Raw genomic sequence first — 24,826 nt, forward strand, 5'->3', positions numbered from 1 at the left:
CTTTTCAGGATTACCTGGCTGATTTAGCCCCGAATTCCTTCGGCGCATGTTCATCGAGAAGGTCGTCCGACTGGGCGGCTTTACGTTCCAGTTCAACCTGCTTTTCAAGATCCCGGTCGGCTTCCGTATCATTCGGCATTTCTGCCGATTGCGGAAACGCTGCCTCTTTACGGGCGATCTTCCCGCGGTCCTGATCCCCCTCCTCCCTGTCCGGCAGCAGGCTTTCCAGCGCAGGCGCATCGTCGAACCTCAGCCGGTAGATAGGCTCCGGCAGGGAGAAGCCGTTTGATTCAAGCGCCAGCTTGACGAGGCGCATCGCCTCGGAACGGGCCTTCTGGAAATCGGTCCGCGTCTGGTCAATCCAGCCTACAAAACTCAGAACAACGTTGGAATCTCCCAACGCTTCGATCCAGGCATCGGGGGAGGGATCCTGAAGAATGAACTCCTGGCGGCGAAGAGTCATCAGGCCAACGTCCAGCGCCTTGTCGAGGTTGCTTTCCGCATCGACGCCCAATTCGAAGACGAAGCGGCGCCGTGGATTGGTGGAAAAGTTGACGAGGGTGCTCTTGAAGACGATGGCGTTGGGGATGCGGATATGGTTCCCGTCCTTTTCCATCAGGATCGTTGCACGCGACGTGAGACTGATGACAAAACCTTCGTAGCCTTCAATCCGGACGAAGTCCTTCGGGTTGAACGGCTGCCGGATGCTGAGCATGATACTGGCAATGTAGTTTTCGACCGTGTCCCGGACAGCAAAGCCGACCGCCAGACCCACAATGCCGGCTGCTCCAAGCAAGGTGCCGATGACGGCAGTGGCGCCCAGCACATCAAGCGCAAGCACGATCCCGATCGTGAAGAACAGGATCCTGATCAGCTGCCTGACAAGATCTGCAATGAAGGCATTGGGCGTGAGCCTGTTCCAGGGCCATTCAAACCGCGCGATCAGCAGTCCGGCCGCACTGGCCAGCATCCAGACGAGCAGGGCAACCAGGGCAAGTGGCAGATAGTTCACCCCTTGGGACAGGCGCGCCTGCAAGCGCTCGTAAACCGGAACGAGACGTTCCTCCAGGGCGGTTTCCTCGGTGAGATTGTTCTGGACCGCGACGACGCCGTCGACACGGCCGGCAAGCTCTTCGGCCTTCGTGGCAAGGCTTGCCTCGGTCACGGTTCCGGTCAGGTTGACCACACCTGATCTTACAACGACCGAAATTCCGGAAAGTCCGTCGAGCTGGTCATAGATGCCGTTGATACGCTGCTCGATGGCCTGATCGTCGCCGGCGCCAGGCATGGCGGTGATTGCTCCGGCAGGGCTTTCCGATTGTGAAAATGCAGGCAGTGCTCCGGGCAGAAACAGCACCAGAGCAACGAGAAACGAGTGCAAAAGTCTGGAAATCATGACGGCCTTTCCGCGCTTGTGCCCGGCTGCCGTCAGTAGAAGGGTTTCCGCGCGCGCCAGACTTCGACGCTAACTAAACGCGCGTCGGGCTGCGAGGTTCCGCGGCACTGCTTTGCGAATTCGCAAGACGCCCGAACGAACGGATCCAGCGCCTTGCGGAACGCCCGCGTTAAGCCATGCCTGCAATCGCGCTGGCAAAATCCTTGGCCGAGAAGGGCTCGAGATCGGCCACACCTTCGCCGACACCGATGAAATGCACCGGCAGTGCGTGCTTGGCGGCAATCGCGACCAGGATCCCGCCCCGGGCGGTTCCGTCGAGCTTCGTCATCACCAGACCGGTCACGCCGGCAACCTTGCCGAAGATCTCGACCTGGTTGAGCGCATTCTGGCCTGTCGTCGCATCGAGCGTCAGCAGGACCGTGTGCGGAGCTTCCGGGTCGTGCTTCTTGATCACGCGGATGACCTTCTCCAGCTCATCCATCAGCTCGGCCTTGTTCTGAAGCCGGCCGGCGGTATCGACCAGAAGCACATCGACGCCCTTCGCCTGCGCTTCCTTCATCGCATCATAGGCAAGTCCGGCGGCATCCGCGCCGGTATCGCGCGCAATCACTTCAGCCCCGGTGCGCTCACCCCAGATCTTCAGCTGTTCCACCGCAGCCGCACGGAAGGTATCGCCGGCCGCCAGCATGACGGTCTTGCCTTCCGAACGCAGCTTCTGTGACAGCTTGCCGATGGTGGTGGTCTTGCCCGTACCGTTGACGCCGACCATCAGCACCACATGCGGCTTCTTGCCGGTATCGAGATCAAGCGGCTTGGCGACGGGAACCAGCACCTTCTCAACCTCTTCGGACAGGATCGCCCGGACTTCCTCCGGCGAAATTTCCTTGTTGTAGCGCCCGTCGGACAGACGGTCGGTAATCGCCATCGCCGTGTCGACACCAAGGTCTGCCTGGATCAGGATATCCTCCAGCTCCTCCAGCATGGAGGCGTCCAGCTTGCGCTTGGTGAAGATCGAGCTGATGCCTTCGGTGAGCGATGCCGAAGACCGGGACAGGCCGTTCTTCAATCGCTGGAACCAGGACAGTTTCGGTTCTTCGGCAACAGGTTCCACCGGTGCGGCCGGCACTGGCGCAGCAACAGGCGCTTCTGCGGGGGCCGGCTCGACAACCGGTTCCGGTGCGCTGGCCGTTTCAGGCGTTTGTATTTCCGGTGCCTGCGGTTCTGGTGCCAGGGTTTCTGAGGCCTGTGTTGCAGGTTCTGGTGTTGCAGGTTCTTGGCTTTCGGGCGCTTCCGGCTGGAGCGCTTCAGGTTCCGGTGTTTCTGCCTGCTCGGGCTCGACGTCGGGTCCCGTATCGGTTGGCAGAATGTCTTCCGGCTCCACCGCCGGCTTCATTGGCGAAAGTTCCGGAACGATACCAGGGCTGACATCCATTGCGATCGGCTGGAACGGCTCGTTCAACGCCGCGACAGGCCGAACGTCCATCTCGACGTCGAGTGCCGGATCGTCTTCCTGCGGTTCTGCGGATGTTGCTTTCTGTGCCGCATCTTCGGCGGCCGGAACAGCCTCGTCTTCCGGTTTGCTTTTGCCGCCGAAGAGACGTCCAAGAAAGCCGCGCTTTTTCTCGCTCATGAACCTGCCTTAAAAAATCTGCCCATTACTGCGTTCTTAAACTGTCGGCATCCACCGCCGAAGCCAAATCCTATACCTCATCCTGAGGAAGCGCTCAGCGCTGTCTCGAAGGATGGGCCACTTGCGCCGAGACTGCCGCCCATCCTTCGAGACGGCCCTTCGGGCCTCCTCAGGATGAGGGGTACATTGCAATTCGCCCCGGCTTCAATCCAATCTGACTCACACCACAGGCCAGCTCGTCACCACCCGATCCCTGAACCTTTCCTCAGGCAGCCCTGGAAAGGGCTTCGCCCAGAAGATGGCGGCCGGTATGTCCGATAATTCTGGTTTCGACAATCTCACCGGCATTGCCGCTGCCCAGCTCGACCTGCGTGAATTGTTCAGTCCGGCCAAGGCCTTCCTTCTCGATCAGAACGGGGCGGGTATTGCCGACCTCGGCCTGAAGGTGCCTGACCAGCGCTTCCTCGCCCTTGGCCCTGAGGCGCGCGCCGCGTTCCTTCACGACGTTGCGCGGCAGCTGCGGCATGCGCGCTGCCGGCGTGCCATTGCGCGGCGAAAACGGAAAGACGTGCAGATGCGTCAGGCCGCATTCGTCGACGATCCGGAGCGAATTCTGGAACATGTCCTCGGTTTCCGTCGGGAAGCCGGCGATGATGTCCGCACCGAAAACCATGTCCGGCCGCAGGCGGCGAACCTCTTCGCAGAAGCGGATCGTGTCGGCCCTCAGGTGGCGCCGCTTCATCCGTTTCAGGATCATGTCGTCACCCGCCTGAAGCGAAAGATGCAGATGCGGCATCAGCCGTTCGTCTTCGGCGATCACCCGCATCAGGTCGTCATCGGCCTCGATGGAATCGATGGAAGACAGCCTCAGGCGCTTCAGGTCCGGAACCATCTTCAGGATCTTCGCCGACAGGGTGCCCAGCTTGGGGGTTCCCGGAAGATCCGCACCATAGGAGGTGATGTCGACACCTGTCAGCACGATCTCGTTGTAGCCATTGTCGACGAGGCGCTTGATCTGGTCGATGACCACGCCCATCGGAACGGAGCGGGAATTGCCCCGGCCATAGGGAATGATGCAGAAGGTGCAACGGTGATCGCAACCGTTCTGGACCTGCACGAATGCACGCGCGCGGCCCGTCAGCCCGTCAATCAGGTGGCCTGCGGTCTCCTCGACACTCATGATGTCGTTGACGCGCACTTTCTCGGTTTCGGAAACGCCGAAGGCGGCAACGTCCTGATAGGACTTGCGCTCAAGCTTTTCCGTGTTGCCGAGCACCAGATCCACCTCCTCCATGGAGGAGAAGGTCTCGCTTTCCGTCTGCGCGGCGCAGCCGGTGACGATTACCCTGGCGTTCGGGTTGTCGCGCTTGGCCTTGCGCACAGCCTGGCGGGCCTGACGAACCGCCTCGCCGGTTACGGCACAGGTGTTGATGAGGATGGCGTCCTTGAGGCCGGCAGCCTCCGCCTCGCGCTTCATGACTTCCGACTCATATGCATTGAGCCGGCAGCCAAAGGTCACGACATCGATGCTCATGACGCGGCTCCAGCCGCCAGCGGGGCGTCACCCGTGGCGGTCTTGCGCCAGGCCAAAGTATCGAGATCGACCTCGCCTTCGAATTCCACTTCCGTCAGACCGGTCATCAGCACGTGGTTGTCGCTCTCGCGCCATTCGATCCCGATGGGACCGCCCGGCAGATGGATGGTGGTCTTGCGGCTGGTCCGGCCATCACGCGCGGCGGCAACCCCAACCGCACAGGCAGCCGTCCCACAGGCCAGCGTCAAACCGACGCCGCGTTCCCAAACCTTTACCCGGATCTGGTCGGTATCAAACACATGGGCCAGCGAAATGTTGGCGTATTCCGGAAAGATCGGATGGTGTTCCAGCAAGGGACCGACCCGCTCAAGCTCATAGGCTTCCACGTCGTCGACCCAGAAGATGGCGTGCGGATTGCCCATGTTGACGACGGCCGGCGTGTGCAGGATCGGGTCATCGATAGGCCCGATCTGGAGTTCGATCGCACGGGTGTCGGCGAACTCTTCCGCGAGCGGTATTTCGTTCCAGGCAAGCCGCGGCACACCCATGTCGACAGTCACGCTGCGCGGGCCGTCGGCATCGAACGCGTGCAGCAGCCCGGCACCGGTCTCGATGGTAACAAGCTCTTTGCCGGCTTCTTCCATCAGCAGACGGCCGATGCAGCGCGTGGCGTTGCCGCAGGCCGATACTTCGCTGCCATCGCGGTTGTGAATGCGCATGAAGGCATCGACACCCAGCGAGGACCGTTCAACGGTGATCATCTGGTCGAAACCGATGCCCGTCTCGCGGTCGCCCAATGCAGCAATGGCTTCGGGTGTCAGGCGCAGCGGTTTTTCACGCGCATCCCAGACCACGAAATCATTGCCAAGGCCGTTCATCTTCAAAAAGGGTCTGGTTTCAGACGCCATACCGGTCGCACTTCTTCAAAGCTTCAAGGAAAAGCGTCCGCCATCTTGCGGACATTTGCCCCTATATGGCGGAAAACACCGCAAATTACCAGTGGGGCAGGCAGTCATCGCAGATATGCGTAAACGCGCCAGCCCGTTATCACTTGGTCGTCATTGCAGGGCTTGCCCCTGCAATCCATGCCGTCGGCTTTCAAAGCCGGAAGCGTAAGGAAAAGAACCGATCAAGCGGCTTGGATACCATGGACCTGCCATGGCAAGACGCGATGTGTTGGTGCCTCTACAGGCTCGCCGCGCTGAACGTGTCGCAGGCATTGAGGTCGCCGGACTGGAAACCCGTCCTGAACCAGCGCGCCCGCTGCGCAGAAGTGCCGTGGTTGAAGCTTTCCGGCACGACATAGCCCTGAGCCTGGCGCTGCAACGTATCGTCGCCGATCCGGCTGGCCGCGTTCAGTGCCTCGTCGATATCGCCTTCCTCGACAAACCCTTTCTGCCGGGCGGCATAATGCGCCCAGATGCCGGCATAACAATCGGCCTGCAATTCGACACGTACAGACAGGGCGTTGCCTTCCGCCTTGCTGAGCGTACGCCGGGCCTTCTGGAATTCCGGCAGCACGCCAAGCACGTTCTGGATGTGGTGACCGACTTCATGCGCCAGCACATAGGCCTGTGCGAAATCACCGGGCGCATTCAGCTGGTTTGCCAGTTCCTGATAGAAGGACAGGTCGATGTAAAGCTTGCTGTCGGCACCGCAGTAGAACGGGCCGGTGGCCGCACTGGCGTATCCGCAGGCCGATGATACCGACCCTGAAAACAGCACCAACGTAGGCTCCGGGTAAGTCGCACCACCGTTTTCGAAGATCTGGCCCCAGGTGTTTTCCGTGTCGGCCAGAACGACGGAGACAAATTGCGCGGTTTCCTGGTCGGCCGCACTGCGAGGGGCCTGCGTCTGATAGGACTGCGTATCGTAACCGCCCCCGCCATCCAGTTGCCCGAGAAGTGTCAGCGGGTTGATGCCGGTCAGCCAGGCAATGCCGACGATTATCAGGAGGCCCGTCAACCCGAGACCACCACCTCTCACCCGGCGGCCACCGACGCGCATGCGTGGTCTCCCGCCCATCGAACGCCTGTCTTCAACGTTGCTGCTGCCGCGGCGGCCTTTCCAGCGCATGTCCTTGTAATCTCCGTGAACCTGAACTTCGTCATACCAGACAAGACCGCGGAAACCTATGCGGTTGGCCGCCGTCTCTGCCTGTGAGACACTTTTCAAAAAACGCGGCAAGGCGCGTTCGGTTGCCCTCATTGCCAACGGAATCGTGATGCGGGTTACAGAGTTGGTTGTCATGCCGACCTAATATTGCGTCCATGGGGCAGTTATGAAGGATAACGATCATGCCCGACGTAAACGCTCAGCAGGCGCAACGCCTGATCAATTTCGCCACCGAGAGGCTTGGCCGGGTGGAAGGAGATGGCCAGTGCTGGACGCTGGTGGACAACGCTTTCCGGCACGTCGGCTTCAACAAGCCGGCCTCCACCTATGTCTGGGGACGGGTGATCAACAACCTGTCGGACGCCCGGCCGGGTGACGTCTTCCAGTTCACCCGCTTCGAAGTCACGGTTCGTGTAACACAGCCCGACGGCAACTGGGAGGAACAGACGATGTCCCGCGGCGAACCGCGGCACACGGCGATCCTGGAAAGCGTCAACGGCAACAGGGCGACCTTTCTGGAAAGCAACGTTACCGACGACCAGACAGTCAAGCGCAACGGTTTCGGAATTCGCACGGCAACGACGACCGATGACGCCGGTGTCAGGACCTCGACCACGGTCAGTGGCAGTTTCATTATCTACCGGCCACAGGTCAGTGCCAATCCTTGAGACTGTTCGGACCCGGCTCAGGCGTGGATCACCATCTCCGCGCCAAGGTCGATGTTCTGAAGAATCAGGCGCATGTGTTCCGGAGAAACGGCAACGCAGCCTTCCGTCGGTGAATAGCCCTGCCGCGCGATGTGAAAGAAGATCGCGCTACCCTGCCCCTTCACGGCCGGGTTCAGGTTGCAATCCAGCACGACGACGATGTCGTAGAGCCTGTCGTCGCGCCACATCTTCTCGTGGCTGGCCGCAAAAGGCAGTTGCACCGGCCTGTTGTAGAGACGGTGGCCAAGGTCGTCACACCAGCCGGACGCCGGTGTCAGCGGCTCGGTCGGCAGCAGCGTTGCCGGCGGCAAGCCCCGGTCCGGGCGATAGTACACGTGCAGCAATTCGAACCGGCCCACCGGCGTGCCGCCATCGCCTTCGCGCTTGCGCATGACGATGCCCGACCGGCCAAGCGCACACGGGACCGTGATCCGCCCAAGACTGAGCACGCCGCGTGTCCGGTTCAGAGGCGACGCACGAACCTCCAGCATTCCCGCCGATTTTTTCAAGGTTTTCATGATCCTGTCCGTTCCGCCTGTCCGCTCCGCCGGTCTTCTTGATAAACCACCCCTAAACCCCGCGTGAAGAAGAATTGACGGGACACCGCTTGTGCGGGAACAATTTCCCACGCACATAGAAGCAGGAACGCGCTTGTGTCCTTTGCACAAGTCGTCGTGAAGAGATTTTGGATTCTGGCGAGGGACGCGACGATGACCGCCCGCACGATTTTGATTGTCGATGATGATACCGAACTGCGCGAAGCGCTGGTGGAGCAGCTGTCGCTTTACGATGAATTTGAGACGATCCAGGCGGATTCGGCCACGTCCGGCATCGCCATGGCCAAGGAAGAGCACGTCGATCTGCTGCTGATGGACGTCGGCCTGCCGGACATAGATGGGCGCGAAGCGGTCAAGCTGCTGCGCAAGGGCGGTTTCAAGGCACCGATCATCATGCTGACCGGTCATGACGGCGACAGCGACACGATCCTGGGGCTTGAGGCCGGTGCCAACGACTATGTCACCAAGCCGTTCAAGTTCGCCGTGCTTCTGGCCCGTGTCCGGGCACATTTGCGCCAGCACGAACAAAGCGAAGACGCCACCTTCGCCATCGGCCGCTATTCGTTCCGGCCCGCCGCCAAGGTGATGCAGGACGACAGCGGCTCCAAGGTTCGCCTGACGGAGAAAGAAACCTCCATCCTGAAATTCCTCTACCGCGCCGGCGAAAAGCCCGTAACCCGCGACGTGCTGCTGCACGAGGTCTGGGGCTACAATTCCGGGGTGACCACCCACACGCTGGAAACCCACATCTACCGCCTCAGGCAGAAAATCGAGCGTGACCCGTCCAATGCGGAGCTTCTTGTCACAGAAGCCGGTGGATATAAGCTTGTGCCGTAACCGGTAATCGGCGTATTTCTTGGGCATGAGCCTTGCCCAAGACATTGCGATTCTCAAACAAATCCCGATGCTTTCGGACTTTCAGGACGATCAGCTGCGTCTGCTCGCCTTCAGCGCCGAAAGCATGGATTACAACCGCGGCCAGCGCCTGTTCGATCAGGGCGACCGCGCCGATGGCGGTTTGGTAATCACCAGCGGCACGGTCAGCCTGCAGACGAGGACCACGGACGGCTTTGAGGAAATCGAGCGCGTCGGTCAGGGCACACTGCTGGGCGAGACGGCTCTTCTTGCGGAAAACAAGCGCCCTTGCCGGGCAGAAGCCGTTGACGGTGTGCGCATCATTCGCATTCGCCGCGCGCTCTTCAAACGCATGATCCAGGAATTCCCGGAACTTGCACAGCGCATGCTCGACCAGCGCGCCAACCAGTTCCGCCAAACGGTTTCAGCCCTGCGCCCCATCGGCGAAAAGATGGCCGAACTGGAGCAGATCAACGCCGAACGCCGCGTGCGCGACGACGAGAAACAGTCGTAGGGCGAAAGTCCCGACGCTGATTGTTGCTCAATTCAAACAGCGCCAACTGAGCCTGGGTCTTGCCGGACCTGTGTATTCTCCAGAGATAATCTTCACCTGTCGCCGTCATTGCCGGACTTGATCGGGCAATCCTGACCGTTCCACACATCCAAGCTTATCAGAAGCGGCATGGATCCCATGGTCGAGCCATGGGATGACGGGACTGGGAAACCTGGAGACTCAGCTTATTCCATCATGGGGTGGCTCCCCAATCAGACCGGGCCCAATTCCTGTGGCCACACACTCTTTCCGTCATTGCCGGGCCAGACCCGGCAATCCATGCCGTGACCTTTCCGCATGAAACACCCGACCGGGGTGGAGGGTGCTCGACTTGGGTCCGAGGGAAAAGCCACGGGATGATGGTAGTGGGTGGTGAAGGCTCGGCGATATTTTACGCCCGTTTCAGCCCCAGCTTCGGGCCGAGCAATCCGCCGATCCATTGAACCATTGCCGCCACACCAACCCCGAGCCCGATGATCCCGACCCAGATAGCCGGACGGATTGCAACGGAAAGGGCGAAGTTGGCCTGGAACACCCGGTCGGCAGGAATGCCGGTGGCAAGTGCGTACCAGGCAAATTCGATCCCGGCAGTCCCTGCAGCTGCCAGCAGCCCGCAAACCGCCAGAACCAGCGGGTTGGCAAGGCTGAAGCCTGCCTTGACCGCAAGTCTGTAGATCATCAGCAGCACGAAAAGGCCTGCCATCAAGGTGGCCTGCGTGACGTCCGACTTGGACTGCAGGAAGAAGTGGAACAGCATGAGAACGCCGATCGGATAGATCAGGGTGTGCAGCCGCTGCCAGTTCCGCCCGAGTTTGCGGATGGCGCTGTCAAAGGAGGTCGCACCCAGCACCACCAGCCCGAACAGCGCGACAAAGCCGATGGTCAGATAAAAGCGCAGAACGATTTCAGACACGACCTTGCCGAGGTTCCAGCTTTCCTGCGCAGCGTAAAGCCCCAGGTGCAAGAGCGCATAGGCAAGCACTGTCACACCCAGCATGCGCCTGACACCGACGATCCTGTTCCAGGAAAAGATCCTCCGGAGCGGCGTTACCGCCAGGGTCACAAGCAGGAAACGCACCGTCCAGTCGCCACTGGCATGAAGCTCCATCTCGAAGGGCTCCGGCAGCACTGGTCCGAAGGCGAGGCTGTAGAAGATCTGCAACGCCGGAAGAAGCACGGCAATGAATACAGCCAATCGCAGACCGGAAAGGTTGCCGCGTCGGTCGGTCCAGGGAGCGTTTGGTGCCAAGGTCATCATATCCATGCGTTCGGACTATCGCACGAAACGTTCAAGGACACTGAAAAGCTTTTCAAGCCTGCGTGAAGAAGATGAGAGGCGGTTATCCAGCTTTCCCTGTCCCGCTTCACCGGCAAGCGCCTTTCGGCGCCGACCCTTTGTATTCAATCCGACAGGAACCAAGGATGCCCAGGTGATTTGTCATCCCGGTTTGACGCGTCAGCGGCAAGACCGGGATCCAGTACGCCATGGGAACAGACTTCGAAAACCTTGCGAACCCAGTGAATACTGGATCCCTGCCTTCGCAGGGATGACAAGGTTGATGGGCTTCAGGACAACGCGGCTGAATGCGGTTCCGCGATCATGCAGCTGCGGTTCGGTCACAGGTGTGAAGAAGCGAACGAAGGTGGTGAGCGGCGCACCAGAAAACTTCATTTAGCCCATTTGTCGGCCAAGTTTTCAGCACGGCCGGCTTATATCCGGTCGGAGCAGGACATCCAATTTGGAACCACTCATTCCCGCATTCTTTGTCATCCCGGTTTGACGCGTCAGCGGCAAGACCGGGATCCAGTACGCCGGGGGATCAGACCCGGAAAACATCGCGAACACAATGAATACTGGATCCCTGCCTTCGCAGGGATGGCAAGGTTGATGAGCTTCAGGACAAGACGGCTGAATGCGGTAGCCGTGATCATGCAGCTGCGGTTCGGTCACAGGGCTGAAGAAGCGAACCAATGCGGTGGGCGGCGCACCGGAAAACTTCATTTAGCCCATTTGTCGACCAAGTTTTCAACACGGCCGGCTTGTATCCGGTCGGAGCAGGACATCCGATTTGGAACCACACATTCCCACATTCTTTGTCATCCCGGTTTGACGCGTCAGCGACAAGACCGGGATCCAGTACGCCGTGGGATCAGACCCGAAAAACCTCACGAACCCAATGAATACTGGATCCCTGCCTGCGCAGGGATGACAAGGTTGATGGGCTTCAGGACAACACGGCTGAATGCGGTTGTCGTGATCGAAATCCGGAGGATTGACCCTGTGAGTGGAGGATCAGGTCTTGGCGACGCGTCGCGCGCCTTAAAGAACCTGAGGCAACCAAAACAAAAAAGCCGGGTCGTGAAACCCGGCTTTTCAAAAGTCATTGCAGTCCGGCTCAGACCCAGGGACGGTCGTTGCCCATCTTGCTTTCAAAGGTGTCGATTTCACCGGCCTTCGCCATGGTCAGGCCGATGTCGTCGAGGCCGTTGATGAGGCAATGCTTGCGGAAGCTGTCGATCTTGAAGGCGATGTCGCCGCTCTCAAGGCCTTTGATTTCCTGGCTTTCCAGATCGATCGTCAGCGTGAAGTTGGCGCCGCGCTCTGCCGCATGCATCAGGGTTTCCAGCTCGTCTTCGGAAACCTGGATCGGCAGTATGCCGTTCTTGAAGCAGTTGTTGTAGAAGATGTCGGCGAACGAGGTGGAGATCACGCAGCGGATGCCGAAATCAAGCAGTGCCCAGGGCGCATGCTCGCGCGAGGAACCGCAGCCGAAGTTGTCACCGGCGATCAGGATCTTGGCATTGCGGTAGGCGGCCTTGTTGAGAACGAAGCTCTCGTTCTCCGATCCGTCGTCGTTGGTGCGCATTTCGTGGAACAGCGCGGTGCCGAGGCCGGTGCGCTTGATCGTCTTCAGGAACTGCTTCGGAATGATCATGTCCGTGTCGATGTTCACGATCGGCAACGGCGCTGCGACACCGGTCAGGGTCTCAAATTTTTCCATTCTTCTTCTCTCCTGAAAGGCCTGAAAACGGATGCCGCTTACGCGGCAAGGCTGGTTGTCTGATCGACACCGAGCATCAGATTGAGGTTCTGGACGGCAGCGCCGGACGCGCCCTTGCCCAGGTTGTCGTAGACGGCAACGATCGCAGCCTGCGCCCTGGCGTCATTTGCAAAGACGTGCAGATGCAGCTTGTTGGTGTCGTTGAGCGCCTGCGGATTGAGGCTGTCGGATTTCTCGAGCGCTTCCAGCGGCGCGACCTCGACAAAACCGCCGGGTGCCGAAGCGAAATGATCGGCGATCGCCGCATGCAGCTGCTCGCCCGTCGGCACCTTGGCAAGGCCTGCCAGGTTCAACGGAACCACCGTCAGCATGCCCTTGTAGAAATCGCCAACAGTCGGAGTGAACAGTGGAGCTGCGTCGAGCAGGCCGTATTCCGTCATTTCCGGAAGGTGCTTGTGATTGAACCCGAGCGCGTACGGCGCAAACGAATTTGCGCTGGTTCCGGCGGCTTCGTAATCGGCAATCATGCCCTTGCCACCACCGGAATACCCGGAGATGCCGAAATAGGTCAGGTTGAAGTCCGACGGCAGCAGCTCCGCGGTGATCAGCGGACGAACCGCGGCGATCAGGCCTTGCGGCCAGCAGCCCGGATTGGCAACGCGCATGGCCGCGGCGATGATGTCGGCCTGGTCGAGGTCCATTTCGGCAAAGCCGTAGGCCCAGCCCTCGGCAACCCGGTGGGCGCTGGAGGCGTCAATCACACGGGTGGTGTCGTTCTCGATCAGGGCAACGCTTTCCTTGGCCGCCGCATCCGGCAGGCAAAGAATGGCAATATCGGCCTTGTTGAGGTAGTCGGCCCGGGCAGCCGGATCCTTCCGGCTTTCGTCCGGAATGGAGATCAGCTCAAGGTCGCGGCGCATGGCAAGGCGCTCGCGGATCTGCAGACCCGTCGTACCGGCTTCACCATCAATAAACACGCGCGCAACCATCGCCCGTTCCTCTCCCTCTCGTGATCGCCGCCAGTTTCGAACCCCAGGGCCCGAAAGCCGTCAGGCAGATCGGTGCAAAATCGCAAGCGTCATACACCCAATCGCGCGGCTTGTCACCGCCGCGCGACGCTCCGTTATCTCAACGGGCCCTTGAGTGATACTCATCATTCGGGCGCATGTCGGACGCCGCTGCCACCCTGTTGGACATGTTGAAGAAGCCCGTTACCGAGGCGATGTCCCAGATGTCGCGATCCGTAAACCCGACATCACGCAGGGCTTGCCGGTCGCTTTCCACGATTTCCGCCGGCTTCTCCGTCAACTTGACGGCGAAGTCGAGCATCGCCCGCTGCTTTGGCGAAAGGTCCGCAACGCGGTAGTTCATCACCATCAGTTCCCCCAGCACGGGGTCCCCGGAAAGCTCGCGCACCGCAGCACCATGAGCCGTCAGACAATAAAAACAGCGGTTGACCGCTGATACCGCAACGGCAATCATCTCTCTCTCGAGCTTGGAGAGTGTACATTCGCCCAGCATGAGGTCGTTGTACATGTCGGTGAAGGCGCGCAGCTTCGTTTCGTCGAACGCATATGCCTTGAGGACGTTGGGAACGAGACCCAGCTTCTCCTGGCACAAGTCGAAATAAGCCTGTGTCTTTTCACTCAATGTTACATTTGAATCGATTTGCAAGGCCGTGACTTTACTTGACAATTTGCTCCTCCCGTCATGAAACCGTTTATGTCGCTGAAATATGAACTTAAGTCTTAGAACGAGCGAGCGACAGAGCCAAACCATACGATCGCCTAAGGGGATGGAAAATGCCGGACAAACACGACGTCGAGAAACTCAAACTCATCGACGCGGTCCAAGCAACCTTGAATCAGGAAGATCCGGCTCTCGCCGAGTTTTCCCGCGCCTTTTATGACCGGGGCGCAGCGGAAGACCTCGTGGCCTACACCGCGGAAGAGCTGACCGGCTTTGCCCGGGACGCCTGGCAGGATTTCCAGAACCACGAACTCGGCACGCATCGTGTCAGCATCGCCGATCCGGCGTTCAAGGCCCAGGGCAGCAAGGTCAAGGGCGTCTCGATTATCGAGATCGTCAACGACAACATGCCCTTCCTGGTCGATTCCGTCATGGACGAGCTGCAGGAAAGCAAGATCGAAGTGCATCTGGTCCTGCACCCGATCTTCATCGTGGAACGGGATGACAACGGCAAACTGACAAGCGCCACGGCCCGCAAGAAACCACCGAAGCGGACCGACCGGCAGGAAAGCCTCATCCATATCCACGTGACACGGATTGATTCGCCCGAAGCCCGCGCGGCCCTCAAGGCACGGCTCGACAAGGTTCTGTCCGATGTCCGCGCCGTCGTGTCGGACTTCAAGCCGATGCAGGAACGCCTGGCGGAGGCCATCGACACCTACAAGACCACGCAAATTCCCGGCAGCAGTGATGAGTTGTGGGAGGCAATCCACTTCCTGGAGTGGATGGAGAACGACAACTTCATTTTCCTCGGCATGCGCGAATACATGTTCGAAGGCGGCGTCGAGGAGGGCGAGCTTTCCCCCCATGAGGGTACGGGTCTCGGCCTCTTGTCCGACCCGGACGTGCGCGTTCTCCGCCGCGGCACGGAGTTCGTGCAGATCACGCCGGAAATTCGCGAGTTCCTGAAGAAACCCGAACCGCTGATCATCGCCAAGGCCAACGTGAAGAGCACCGTGCACCGACGCGTGCACATGGATTACGTCGGCGCCAAGCTTTATGACGACGAAGGCAACATGAACGGCGAGCTGCGCATTGTCGGCCTGTTCGCCTCGACCGCCTATACCGAACCGACCAGCACCATCCCGTTCCTGCGCCGCAAGGTTGCCAGCGTTCTGGCCCGCGCCGGCTACGGGTCGGAAAGCCATTCCGGTCGCGCCCTCCGCAACGTTCTGGAAGCTTTCCCGCGTGACGAGCTGTTCCAGATCGAACGGGAGCGCCTGTTCGACTTTTCCATCGCCATCCTGCAGCTGGACGAGCGCCCGCGCATTCGCGTGCTGTCCCGCCCGGACAAGTTCGACCGCTATGTCTCCATTCTGGTCTTCGTCCCGCGTGACCGCTATTCCACCGAAGTTCGCCTGAACGTCGGCACCTATCTGGCCTCGGTCTATGAAGGTCGCGTGTCGGCCTGGTACGTTACCTATCCAGAAGGTCCGCTTGCGCGGGTTCACTACATCATCGGCCGCGATCGCGGGGAAACGCCGACGCCCCAGCAGGAAGAGCTGGAGGCCGCCGTTGCCGACATGGTGCGCACCTGGTCCGACAGTGTGCGCGACGCGCTCAAGGACGAATTCGCACCTTCACAGGCCCGCAAGCTGGCCGACCGTTACGCGCTTTCGTTCCATGGCGGCTACAAGGAAGTCTACAACGCCCAGTCCGCGCTGTTCGACATCGTCAAGCTGGAAACCCTGTCCGACAAGAACGACACCACCATCACGTTCCACCGCCAGGCGGGCACCAGGGACAGCCGCCTGTCGCTGAAGGTCTATCACCGCGGTTCGCCGATCCCGCTTTCCGCGCGCGTGCCACTCCTGGAAAACATGGGCTTCCGGGTGATCAACGAGCGGACCTACCGTGTCACGCCGGCCGATGCCCCCTTGTCCTACCTGCACGAAATGACGCTGGAATCGCGCAGCGGCGAAGACATCGTCTTTTCCGATCAGCTGCAACCCCGGCTGGAAAGCATGTTCATGGCAGTCTGGACCGGGCTGGCGGAAGACGACGGCTATAACCGCCTGGTGCTGACGGCGGAGCTTGCCTGGCGCGACGTGGCGGTGATCCGCGCGCTGTCGAGATACCTGCGCCAGGCCGGCATCCGCTTCTCCGAAGACTACATGTGGTCCACGCTCAACAACTACCCGAAGATCGCGGCCAAACTGGTGGAACTGTTCCACCTGCGCTTCAACCCGGATGTCACCGAAAAGGATCGGGACCTCGGCACGGAACGGCTGGAAAGCGAACTGACCGCCGATCTGGAGGACGTCGCCAGCCTTGACGACGACCGCATCCTGCGCCGGTTCCAGAACACGATTGAATCGATCCTGCGCACGAACTTCTACCAGCTCGACAAGAAGGGGCAGCCCAAGCCGACCTTTGCCTTCAAGATCGACAGCCGCCAGATCGACGACCTGCCCCAACCGCGTCCGTTCCGGGAAATCTTCGTCTACAGCCCCCGCGTGGAAGGCGTGCACCTTCGTTTCGGCATGGTTGCCCGTGGCGGCCTGCGCTGGTCTGACCGGCCGCAGGACTTCCGCACCGAAGTGCTCGGTCTGGTGAAGGCACAGCAGGTGAAGAACGCAGTGATCGTCCCGGTCGGTGCCAAGGGTGGTTTCGTGCCCAAGAACCTGCCGCCGATGAGCGATCGCGATGCCTGGTTCAAGGAAGGCACCGAAAGCTACAAGATCTTCATCAACGCCCTTCTGGACGTGACCGACAACCTCGGCGAGGACAACATCCTGCCGCCGGAGCGCGTGCAGCGCTATGACGGTGACGACCCCTACCTGGTGGTTGCAGCCGACAAGGGCACGGCCACTTTCTCCGATACGGCCAACGGCATTTCGGAAGGAAGGCACTTCTGGCTGGGCGACGCTTTCGCCTCCGGCGGGTCCGCCGGCTACGATCACAAGAAGATGGGCATCACCGCACGCGGCGCCTGGGAAGCGGTCAAGCGGCACTTCCGCGAGATGAACCGGGATATCCAGACCCAGCCCTTCACGGCGGCCGGTGTCGGCGACATGTCCGGCGACGTCTTCGGCAACGGCATGTTGCTGTCGAAGGCAACCAGACTGATCGCGGCCTTCGATCACCGCGACATCTTCATCGATCCGGATCCGGACCCGGCAAAGACCTGGGAAGAGCGCAAGCGGATGTTCGACCTCGGCCGCTCGTCCTGGAAGGACTACAACACCGACCTGATTTCCAAGGGTGGCGGCATCTTCTCGCGCCAGCTGAAGTCCATTCCGCTTTCACCGGAAATGCAGTCCCTGCTCAACCTGAACAAGGGAAGTGCAACGCCGCAGGAAGTGATGACCGCCATCCTGAAGATGGAAGTCGACCTGCTGTGGTTCGGCGGTATCGGCACTTATATTCGCGCCAAGTCCGAGACGGACGCCGATGTGGGCGATCGCGCCAATGACCCGATCCGCATCACCGCATCGGAAATCGGCGCTAAGGTGATCGGCGAAGGTGCCAACCTCGGCCTGACCCAGCTCGCCCGTATCGAGTTCAACAAGAAGGGTGGGCGCTGCAACTCCGATGCGATCGACAATTCCGCCGGGGTGAACTCCTCGGACATGGAGGTCAACATCAAGATCGCCCTCGGCGCCGCGGTGAAATCCGGCAAGCTGACCATCGAGCAGCGCAACGAACTTCTGGCTGAAATGACCGACGAGGTCGCCGAACTCGTGTTACGGAACAACTACCTGCAGACCCTGGCCATCTCCATGACCGAACTGCGCGGCATGGAAGACTTCGGCTACCAGGTGCGCATGATGCGCCAGCTGGAACAGGCAGGCCTTCTGGACCGGGTGGTTGAACAGCTGCCGGACGAGGCAACACTCGACGAGATGCGCAAGGCCGGGCTGCTGCTGACCCGCGCCGAACTGGGCGTGCTGCTGGCCTATGCCAAGATCACGCTTTACGACGCGCTGCTGGAAAGCTCGGTTCCGGACGACGATTATCTGGCGCGCGAACTGTTCCGCTATTTCCCGGACCAGATGGCCGACACCTACAAGGACGAGATCAGCGGCCACCGCCTGCGGCGTGAAATCATCGCCACGATGCTGGCCAACTCGATGATCAACCGGGGCGGGGCGACCTTCATCACCCGTCTGCGTGACCAGACCGACGCAACCGCGACCGAAATCGCTCAGGGCTTCGTTGCCGTGCGCAACAGCTACGACCTGACCGATCTCAACACGGAGATCGACCAGCTCGACACGAAGATCGACGGCGCTCTGCAGCTGGAGCTCTATTCGGAAATCCAGTCGCTGCTTCTGGAACGGGTCGTCTGGTTCAAGCGCAACGTGTCCTTTGACAAGGGCCTGTTTGCCGTTGTCGAGCGGTTCCGTGCAGGTATCGCCGCACTGCGCGACCGCCTGGAAGCGGTCTTGCCGGAAGAACCCGCCGCGGTCCTGGCGGAGCGCACCGCAGCCTTCGTGGAGCAGGGTGTTCCGGAAAGTCTCGCCCGACGGATCGCCTGGCTGCCGGCCGAGCGGGCCATTCCCGATATCGTCATCGTGTCGGAAGAAACCGGGGCAGATCTGGATACGGCTGCAAGGGCCTATTTCGAAGTTGCTCACCACTTCCAGCTCGGTGCGATGCTCGAGCTCGCCAACGATCTCGACGTCCGGGACTACTACGACGGCCTCGCACTCGACCGGGCACGGGCCATGCTGGTCTCCGCGCAGCGCGCCCTGGCCATCGCGGCGGTTCGCGCCGGCGGTTTTACAAGCTGGCTGGAGGAACACGAGGCGGAAGTGGGCCGGCGCAAACGCTCTGTTTCCGAAATCCTCGACGGCGGTCTCAGCGTGTCGAAATTCTCCGTAGCGGCAAGCCTGCTCGCGGAAATCTGCGGCACCGCGTAACCGGGCGGAAATCGCGTTATGGGGCCGGCAGTTCCGCTGCCGGCCGTGGCTTTTCAGCGGTATTGCCGTCGCCCAGGCAACACTATGCGCGAGCGGGGAATGGAGAGCCAGCTGCACCCAAGGCAAAGCGTACCTTCCCAAGATGGTCTTTGGCTCACCGATCCCGGATCTTCGCTGCGCTGCGTCCGGGATGAGGTGATATGTGTTGCCAGGCTGGTGAGAGGCCCACCTTCCCACACCCTCATCCTGAGGAGCCGCGCAAGTGGCGTCTCGAAGGATGGGCCGCATACGCCAACCGAAACTCTCTCCTGCAACAGACACCGGATATTCGCAAACACCTGTGGGCTTCAGGAGCGGGAAGCGATATGCATGAATGAGTTGGGCTCGTCCCGGTCTTGATCCCCCAGGCAGCGAGTTGCCCTTTTCCATGACAACCGTTTCAGACATCCCGTTGCAATCTACCGACAGGCGCGCCGTTCTCTCCTGGGCGCTGTTCGACTGGGCGGCACAGCCCTTTTTCACGCTGATCACAACATTCGTCTTTGCGCCTTACTTTGCCTCGACACTGGCCGCGACCCCGGCCGAAGGCCAATCGCTTTGGGGATACGCAACTGCGGCCGCCGGACTGTGCATTGCCTTTGCAGCACCGGTACTGGGCTCGATCGCGGACGCAACAGGCCGGCGAAAACGCTGGATCCTTCTCTTCTCGTTGCCGTTTGTCATCTGTTGCTGGGCCTTCTGGTACGCCGCTCCGGGAAGCCCGAACGGCATCGCCATCGCGCTCATCGCCTTTGCCATCGGCACGCTGTCCATCGAAATCGCGACCGTCTTCAACAACGCCATGATGCCTTCGCTGGTGCCGCCGGAACGCATCGGACGCCTGTCCAGTTTCGGCTGGGCACTCGGCTACGCCAGTGGACTGGTCACGCTGGTGATCGCCCTCGGATTTTTCGCCGCCAGCCCCGAGTCAGGCAAGACCCTGCTGGGCTTCGAGCCGGTTCTGGGTCTTGATGCGGCGACACAGGAAGGCGATCGCGCCGTCGGGCCGTTCTCCGCGCTCTGGTATCTCGTTTTCGTGTTGCCGATGTTCCTCTTCGTGCCGGACGTGCCGCACCAGGCAAAGATCGGTCCGGCCATCCGCGCCGGCCTTGCAAACTTGCGCATGAGCCTGGCCCAGGCACGCACCAACAGGAATATCTTTCTGTTTCTCCTCTCCAACATGATCTTCAAGGATGGTCTTGTCGCCCTCTTCGCGTTCGGCGGAATTTATGCCGCCGGCCAGCTTGGCTGGGGATCCATCGAGATCGGTACTTTCGGCATCATCCTGACCATCACCGGAACACTGGGCTTGTTGCTGGGCGGGCCGATGGATGATCGTTTCGGGGCCAAGCCGGTGATTGTCTTCTCGCTCATCGTTCTGATGATCTGCGGCCTCGGCATGATTTCCATCGACCGGACAACGGTGTTCTTTGTCATCAAGACCGCCGCTGCCCCCGAGGGTGCCCTCTTCGCATCGCTGCCGGAACAGGTGTTCATTGCACTCGGCGGTGTCATCGGCGCGGTGTCCGGCCCGTTGCAGGCCTCCTGCCGCAGTCTTCTGGTCCGCATAGCCCCGCCGCAGCACGTGACCCAGTATTTCGGCCTTCTGGCGCTCTCCGGAAAGGTCACCAGCTTCCTGGCCCCGCTTACCGTCGGCGTGGTAACCGCCCTGACTGCCAGCCAACCCGCCGGCATGTCCGTCATCCTGGTCTTTTTCGGAGTTGGCCTCCTGTTGTTGTTGCGGGTGCGGGAGCGCTAACAGACGCTTTTGCCAGGAAACGGTGCGGGCATTGCCCAAACAAAAACGCGCCGGAAAATCCGGCGCGCTTCATGTTCAGATGTTGCCAGTCTCGCCTCAGGCGACCTGACGGACGCTGGCAAGGAAACCTTCGACTTCCTGCTTGAGCCGGTCGGCTTCAGTCTGCAGGACGTTGGCGGAGGCCGAGACCTGGCGGGCGGCATTGCCGGTGTCGTCGGCAGAGGCTGCCACCTTGACGATGTTCTGCGCCACTTCCTGGGTGCCGTTGGAGGCTTCCTGGATGTTGCGGGCGATCTCGTCGGTGGCAAGGCCCTGCTGTTCGACCGAAGCCTGGATGGACGAGGAGATCTCGTTCATCTTTTCGATGGTTTCGGAAATGCCCTTGATGGCGTCGACCGATCCGGCGGTTTCCGTCTGCACCGACTGGATCTGCAGGGAGATTTCCTCGGTCGCCTTGGCGGTCTGGTTGGCCAGCTCCTTCACCTCGGCGGCAACAACGGCAAAGCCCTTGCCCGCTTCGCCGGCACGTGCCGCCTCGATGGTGGCGTTCAGCGCCAGCAGGTTGGTCTGTTCGGCAATGTCGGTGATCAGCTTGACCACTTCGCTGATCCGGTTGGCAGCTTCCGCGAGCCCCTCGATCTTCCGGTTCGTCGATTGAGCCTGTTCCACGGCGTGGGAGGCAATCTCGGTGGACTGGGTCATCTGGCGGGAAATTTCACCGACCGATGCCATCAGTTCTTCAGCCGCGGACGCAACCGTTTCCACGTTCGACGACGCTTCCTCGGAAGCGGCAGCCACTGCCGTGCTCTTCTCGCTGGTGTCGTCGGCTCCCGCCGTCAGCGTCATCGATGCCGCGTTGAGGTCCTGCACCTGGTGCATCACCGTCTGGGTCAGCTCTGAGATCTGGCGGTCGAAATCCTGCGACAGCTCGCTGATCCGGCCTGCGCGCGCCAGCTGCTGACGCTGCGCTTCTTCCTGCTCGGCGGCCAGTGCCTCGGCCTGCCGGGCCTTGTCGCGGAAGACTTCCAGCGCCTTGCTGATCTCGCCGATTTCGTCCTGGCGGTCGGTATCGTGGATCGGCTCGTCGTAACGGCGATCGATGAGCGCCTGGATGCTGCGCACGGCGCGCTCCAGCGGACGGCGAACAATCGTGTTACCGACAAGATAGATGGAAAGAGCCACGACGATGAGCAACACGACACCCACGCCGACGATCATGGTCGTGATCGAAGACGAAGCCGCATTGAGGGTCGCCAGCGGCACGTTGACCACCACGGCAAGCTTGGCATCGGTACCGGTCACATGCACCGGCATGACGATGCGGTGCACTTCCGTGCCGAGCGTGTTGGAATATCCGTCATAGGCAAATGGCTCGCCGTTCTTGACCGCCGCCAGAAGCTTGTCCTGCACGGCAAGGTCGGCTTCGGACTGGCCTTCCATCCATGGCTTGCCGAGAACGGCCGGGTCGGCGTGGGCAATCCAGACGCCGTTCTGCGACAGGAGGTGAACCGATCCCGTGTCCAGTGGCCGTTGCTGGCCAAGCACTTCGGACAACGGAGTCAGAAGGATGTCGCCACCGGCAGCACCAATCACCTTGGACCCGTCTCGGATCGGCGAGGAGAACGACACACCGGTTACGGTCTTGCCATCGGCTTCCCAGCTGTAGGGTTCCGTCATGTAGTCCTTGCCGGACACATAGGCACCATTGAACCAGAGGTCGCTGGTTGCACTCAGATCACCGACGGCGATCTTCTCGATGGGCCGGTAGGCCAGCGTTCCATCCGCCTTCCGGAAGTAATAGGGCTGCCATTCGCCGTCTTCGGCCCATTTCTCGTCGCCCTTGAACTCGGCATCCTTGCCGTCGAGCTCGTCTCCGGCAACCACGCCCCAGGTGCCCGAAAGGTCCTTGTTGGTCAGCGTCAGGTTTTCAACGACGGCATTCCAGGCTTCACGGTCGACCGATCCGGCCTTCTTCATGCCACCGAGGGAACTTGCCAGCGTCTGTGCGGATTTCAGGCCGTTTTCCAGGCCGCGCTGGACGAATTGCGCCTGCTCGCGTGCCACTGTCTCGGCTTCGGCCCGAGCAAGATCTCCCGTAATGCGGGACGCTTCCCACCCGATAAAACTGATGCCGACCACAAGGGCAACCGTCAGGGTCGCCGCGCTGGCCCCAATGAGCTTTGTTGTGACCTTCGCTCTTCTAAACACCGGCAATCTCCGCGAATCGCAAGAAAACGGCAGGCGAATACCTGCCAAAGCTTGCTGCAGACTACCCGTTGGGCGTTAACAAGGTCTTCAATGGAAGGGTTTTTCTTAATGACCCCTGTCATTTTTGACAGTAATTTTGGATCGTTAGCTTGCTAATGTTTTACAAGCTCAGATGAAGTGCCGGTTCGAATGAAAACCGGCACTTCAATTCATCGGCGAATACCCGAAATCAGTGCCGGAAATGACGCATGCCGGTCATGACCATGGCAAGGCCAGCTTCGTCGGCTGCCGCAATCACGTCGTCATCGCGCATGGAGCCACCCGGCTGGATAACGGCGGTTGCTCCGGCTTCGGCGGCCGACAGAAGACCGTCGGCAAACGGGAAGAACGCATCGGAGGCGACCACGCATCCCTTCGTCAGCGGTTCGGACAGACCGGCGGCCTCGGTCGCGTCCAGAGCCTTGCGGGCAGCGATGCGTGCGGAATCCACCCGGCTCATCTGACCGGCCCCGACACCAACGGTCGCACCGTCCTTGGCATAGACGATGGCATTGGACTTCACGTGCTTGGCGACCCGGAAGGCGAATTTCAGATCGGCCAGTTCCTGCTCGCTCGGGGCGCGCTTGGTAACGACCTTGAGGTCAAGGTCATCGACCACACCGTTGTCGCGTGACTGGACCAGGAGACCGCCGGCAACGGACTTGACGAAGAGGCCCTTGGCGCGTGCATCGGCGAGGCCGCCGGTGACCAGCAGGCGCAGGTTCTTCTTCGCCGCGATGATTTCGCGTGCCGCGTCGTCCGCATCCGGCGCGATGATCACTTCCGTGAAGATCTTGACGATTTCCTCGGCCGCAGCGGCATCCAGTGTCTGGTTCAGGGCGACGATGCCACCGAAGGCTGAAACCGGATCGCAGCGCAGGGCCAGCTCGTAGGCTTCCTTCAGGCTTGCGCCTTCGGCCACGCCGCACGGGTTGGCGTGCTTGATGATGGCAACAGCGCTGGTGCGGGCCGGATCGAACTCGCTCACCAACTCAAACGCGGCATCGGTGTCGTTGATGTTGTTGTAGGACAGGGTCTTGCCCTGAAGCTGCCTGGCCGTGGCAACACCCGGGCGCTGCTCACCGGTGGTGTAGAAACCGGCCGTCTGATGCGGGTTTTCGCCATAGCGCATGACTTCGGCAAGCGAACCGCCAACCGCACGATGGGCGGGCGTTGCTTCGTCCAGCTGATCCGCCATCCAGTTGGAGACGGCGGCATCATAGGCAGCCGTGCGGGCAAAGGCCTTTTGCGCCAGCTTCTTGCGCAGGGCCAGCGGGGCCTTGCCGCCGTTGGCATCAAGCTCGGAAATCACTGCATCGTAGTCGGCCGGGTCGGTGACCACGGTAACATAGGCATGGTTCTTGGCGGCCGCACGGGTCATCGCCGGTCCACCAATGTCGATGTTCTCGATGCCGGTTGCGTAGTCGGCGCCGGAGGCGACAACGTCCTCGAACGGATAGAGATTGCCGCAAAAGAGATCGATGCCGACGATGTCATGCTCGCTCATCGCCTGCTGGTGGTCGGCATCATCACGGATCGACAGCAGACCGCCGTGCACCTTCGGATGCAGCGTCTTCACACGGCCATCCATGATTTCCGGAAAGCCCGTGACTTCCGAAATGTCCAGAACCGCAAGCCCGGCTTCCTTCAGCGCCTTGTAGGAACCGCCGGTGGAGACCAGCTCGACACCGCGCTCGGACAGCGCTTTTGCAAAGTCGACAAGACCGGTCTTGTCGAAGACGGACAGAAGGGCGCGCTTGACGGGAACCAGCTCGGGAACGGGTACGGCTTTGGACACAATGGCCATGAATTTGCCTC

17 protein-coding genes are annotated in these 24,826 nt (G+C 60.8%); 5 read left to right on the plus strand and 12 right to left on the minus strand.

Annotated features, from left to right (window positions below):
• Nucleotides 1-10 precede the first annotated feature (10 nt).
• The 5 genes from ACVDG9_RS24875 to ypfJ form a co-directional block, all read right to left on the minus strand.
• Nucleotides 11-1,396 carry a mechanosensitive ion channel domain-containing protein gene (locus ACVDG9_RS24875; protein WP_447239260.1) on the minus strand — a complete coding sequence of 462 codons (1,386 nt, stop codon included), beginning with the start codon at nucleotides 1,394-1,396 and terminating at the stop codon, nucleotides 11-13.
• Nucleotides 1,397-1,565: 169 nt separating this feature from the next.
• Nucleotides 1,566-3,026 (minus strand): signal recognition particle-docking protein FtsY, encoded by a 1,461-nt coding sequence (gene ftsY, locus ACVDG9_RS24880; RefSeq protein ID WP_447239261.1) that lies wholly within the window; start codon nucleotides 3,024-3,026, stop codon nucleotides 1,566-1,568.
• A 265-nt stretch (nucleotides 3,027-3,291) separates the two neighbouring features.
• Nucleotides 3,292-4,560, minus strand: coding sequence for a tRNA (N(6)-L-threonylcarbamoyladenosine(37)-C(2))-methylthiotransferase MtaB (gene mtaB / locus ACVDG9_RS24885; RefSeq protein WP_447239262.1), 1,269 nt, complete (start codon nucleotides 4,558-4,560; stop codon nucleotides 3,292-3,294).
• Nucleotides 4,557-5,468 carry a diaminopimelate epimerase gene (gene dapF / locus ACVDG9_RS24890; protein ID WP_055660121.1) on the minus strand — a complete coding sequence of 304 codons (912 nt, stop codon included), beginning with the start codon at nucleotides 5,466-5,468 and terminating at the stop codon, nucleotides 4,557-4,559. The genes mtaB and dapF overlap by 4 nt, the downstream gene beginning before the upstream one ends.
• A gap of 277 nt (nucleotides 5,469-5,745) precedes the next feature.
• Nucleotides 5,746-6,636, minus strand: a complete 891-nt coding sequence (gene ypfJ, locus ACVDG9_RS24895) for a KPN_02809 family neutral zinc metallopeptidase (protein WP_447239364.1) — start codon at nucleotides 6,634-6,636, stop codon at nucleotides 5,746-5,748.
• A gap of 221 nt (nucleotides 6,637-6,857) precedes the next feature.
• Between ypfJ and ACVDG9_RS24900 the strand changes: the two genes are divergently transcribed.
• On the plus strand, nucleotides 6,858-7,343 hold the full coding sequence (locus ACVDG9_RS24900; protein ID WP_152509062.1) for a hypothetical protein: 486 nt from the start codon (nucleotides 6,858-6,860) through the stop codon (nucleotides 7,341-7,343).
• 17 nt (nucleotides 7,344-7,360) lie between these two features.
• On the opposite strand, the gene ACVDG9_RS24905 is transcribed toward ACVDG9_RS24900, so the two are convergent.
• Nucleotides 7,361-7,900, minus strand: coding sequence for a L,D-transpeptidase family protein (locus tag ACVDG9_RS24905; RefSeq protein ID WP_447239263.1), 540 nt, complete (start codon nucleotides 7,898-7,900; stop codon nucleotides 7,361-7,363).
• Between the two features lie 192 nt (nucleotides 7,901-8,092).
• On the opposite strand from ACVDG9_RS24905, the gene ACVDG9_RS24910 reads away from it, so the two are divergent.
• Both ACVDG9_RS24910 and ACVDG9_RS24915 read left to right on the plus strand, forming a co-directional pair.
• On the plus strand, nucleotides 8,093-8,776 hold the full coding sequence (locus tag ACVDG9_RS24910) for a response regulator transcription factor (RefSeq protein ID WP_023002571.1): 684 nt from the start codon (nucleotides 8,093-8,095) through the stop codon (nucleotides 8,774-8,776).
• A gap of 25 nt (nucleotides 8,777-8,801) precedes the next feature.
• Entirely contained in the window at nucleotides 8,802-9,308 is a 507-nt protein-coding gene (locus ACVDG9_RS24915) for a Crp/Fnr family transcriptional regulator (protein WP_077291410.1), read from the plus strand.
• Between the two features lie 430 nt (nucleotides 9,309-9,738).
• Here the strand turns inward: ACVDG9_RS24915 and msrQ are convergent, their stop codons facing one another.
• The 4 genes from msrQ to ACVDG9_RS24935 all read right to left on the minus strand — a co-directional run bounded on the left by msrQ (nucleotide 9,739) and on the right by ACVDG9_RS24935 (nucleotide 14,044).
• Nucleotides 9,739-10,605, minus strand: a complete 867-nt coding sequence (msrQ, locus tag ACVDG9_RS24920; RefSeq protein ID WP_447239265.1) for a protein-methionine-sulfoxide reductase heme-binding subunit MsrQ — start codon at nucleotides 10,603-10,605, stop codon at nucleotides 9,739-9,741.
• Nucleotides 10,606-11,743: 1,138 nt separating this feature from the next.
• The gene (gene leuD / locus ACVDG9_RS24925; protein WP_023002568.1) at nucleotides 11,744-12,349 is read right to left on the minus strand and encodes a 3-isopropylmalate dehydratase small subunit; all 606 of its coding nucleotides are present in this window, start codon (nucleotides 12,347-12,349) and stop codon (nucleotides 11,744-11,746) included.
• 38 nt (nucleotides 12,350-12,387) lie between these two features.
• Nucleotides 12,388-13,338: an N-acetyl-gamma-glutamyl-phosphate reductase gene (gene argC, locus ACVDG9_RS24930; protein ID WP_023002567.1), complete on the minus strand. Its 951-nt coding sequence runs from the start codon at nucleotides 13,336-13,338 to the stop codon at nucleotides 12,388-12,390.
• A 139-nt stretch (nucleotides 13,339-13,477) separates the two neighbouring features.
• A complete protein-coding gene (locus ACVDG9_RS24935; protein ID WP_031270047.1) occupies nucleotides 13,478-14,044 on the minus strand; it encodes a peroxidase-related enzyme in 567 nt (188 codons plus the stop codon).
• Between the two features lie 107 nt (nucleotides 14,045-14,151).
• Here ACVDG9_RS24935 and ACVDG9_RS24940 point away from each other — a divergent pair, with 107 nt between their 5' ends.
• Nucleotides 14,152-18,963: an NAD-glutamate dehydrogenase gene (locus tag ACVDG9_RS24940; protein ID WP_075284645.1), complete on the plus strand. Its 4,812-nt coding sequence runs from the start codon at nucleotides 14,152-14,154 to the stop codon at nucleotides 18,961-18,963.
• 427 nt (nucleotides 18,964-19,390) lie between these two features.
• A complete protein-coding gene (locus ACVDG9_RS24945) occupies nucleotides 19,391-20,761 on the plus strand; it encodes an MFS transporter (RefSeq protein WP_077291407.1) in 1,371 nt (456 codons plus the stop codon).
• Between the two features lie 96 nt (nucleotides 20,762-20,857).
• On the opposite strand, the gene ACVDG9_RS24950 is transcribed toward ACVDG9_RS24945, so the two are convergent.
• Entirely contained in the window at nucleotides 20,858-22,969 is a 2,112-nt protein-coding gene (locus tag ACVDG9_RS24950; RefSeq protein WP_447239266.1) for a methyl-accepting chemotaxis protein, read from the minus strand.
• 229 nt (nucleotides 22,970-23,198) lie between these two features.
• Complete coding sequence (gene purH, locus ACVDG9_RS24955) at nucleotides 23,199-24,815, minus strand: bifunctional phosphoribosylaminoimidazolecarboxamide formyltransferase/IMP cyclohydrolase (protein WP_447239267.1); 1,617 nt, start codon at nucleotides 24,813-24,815, stop codon at nucleotides 23,199-23,201.
• Nucleotides 24,816-24,826 lie beyond the last annotated feature (11 nt).

The organism is Roseibium sp. RP-7 (assembly GCF_053005225.1).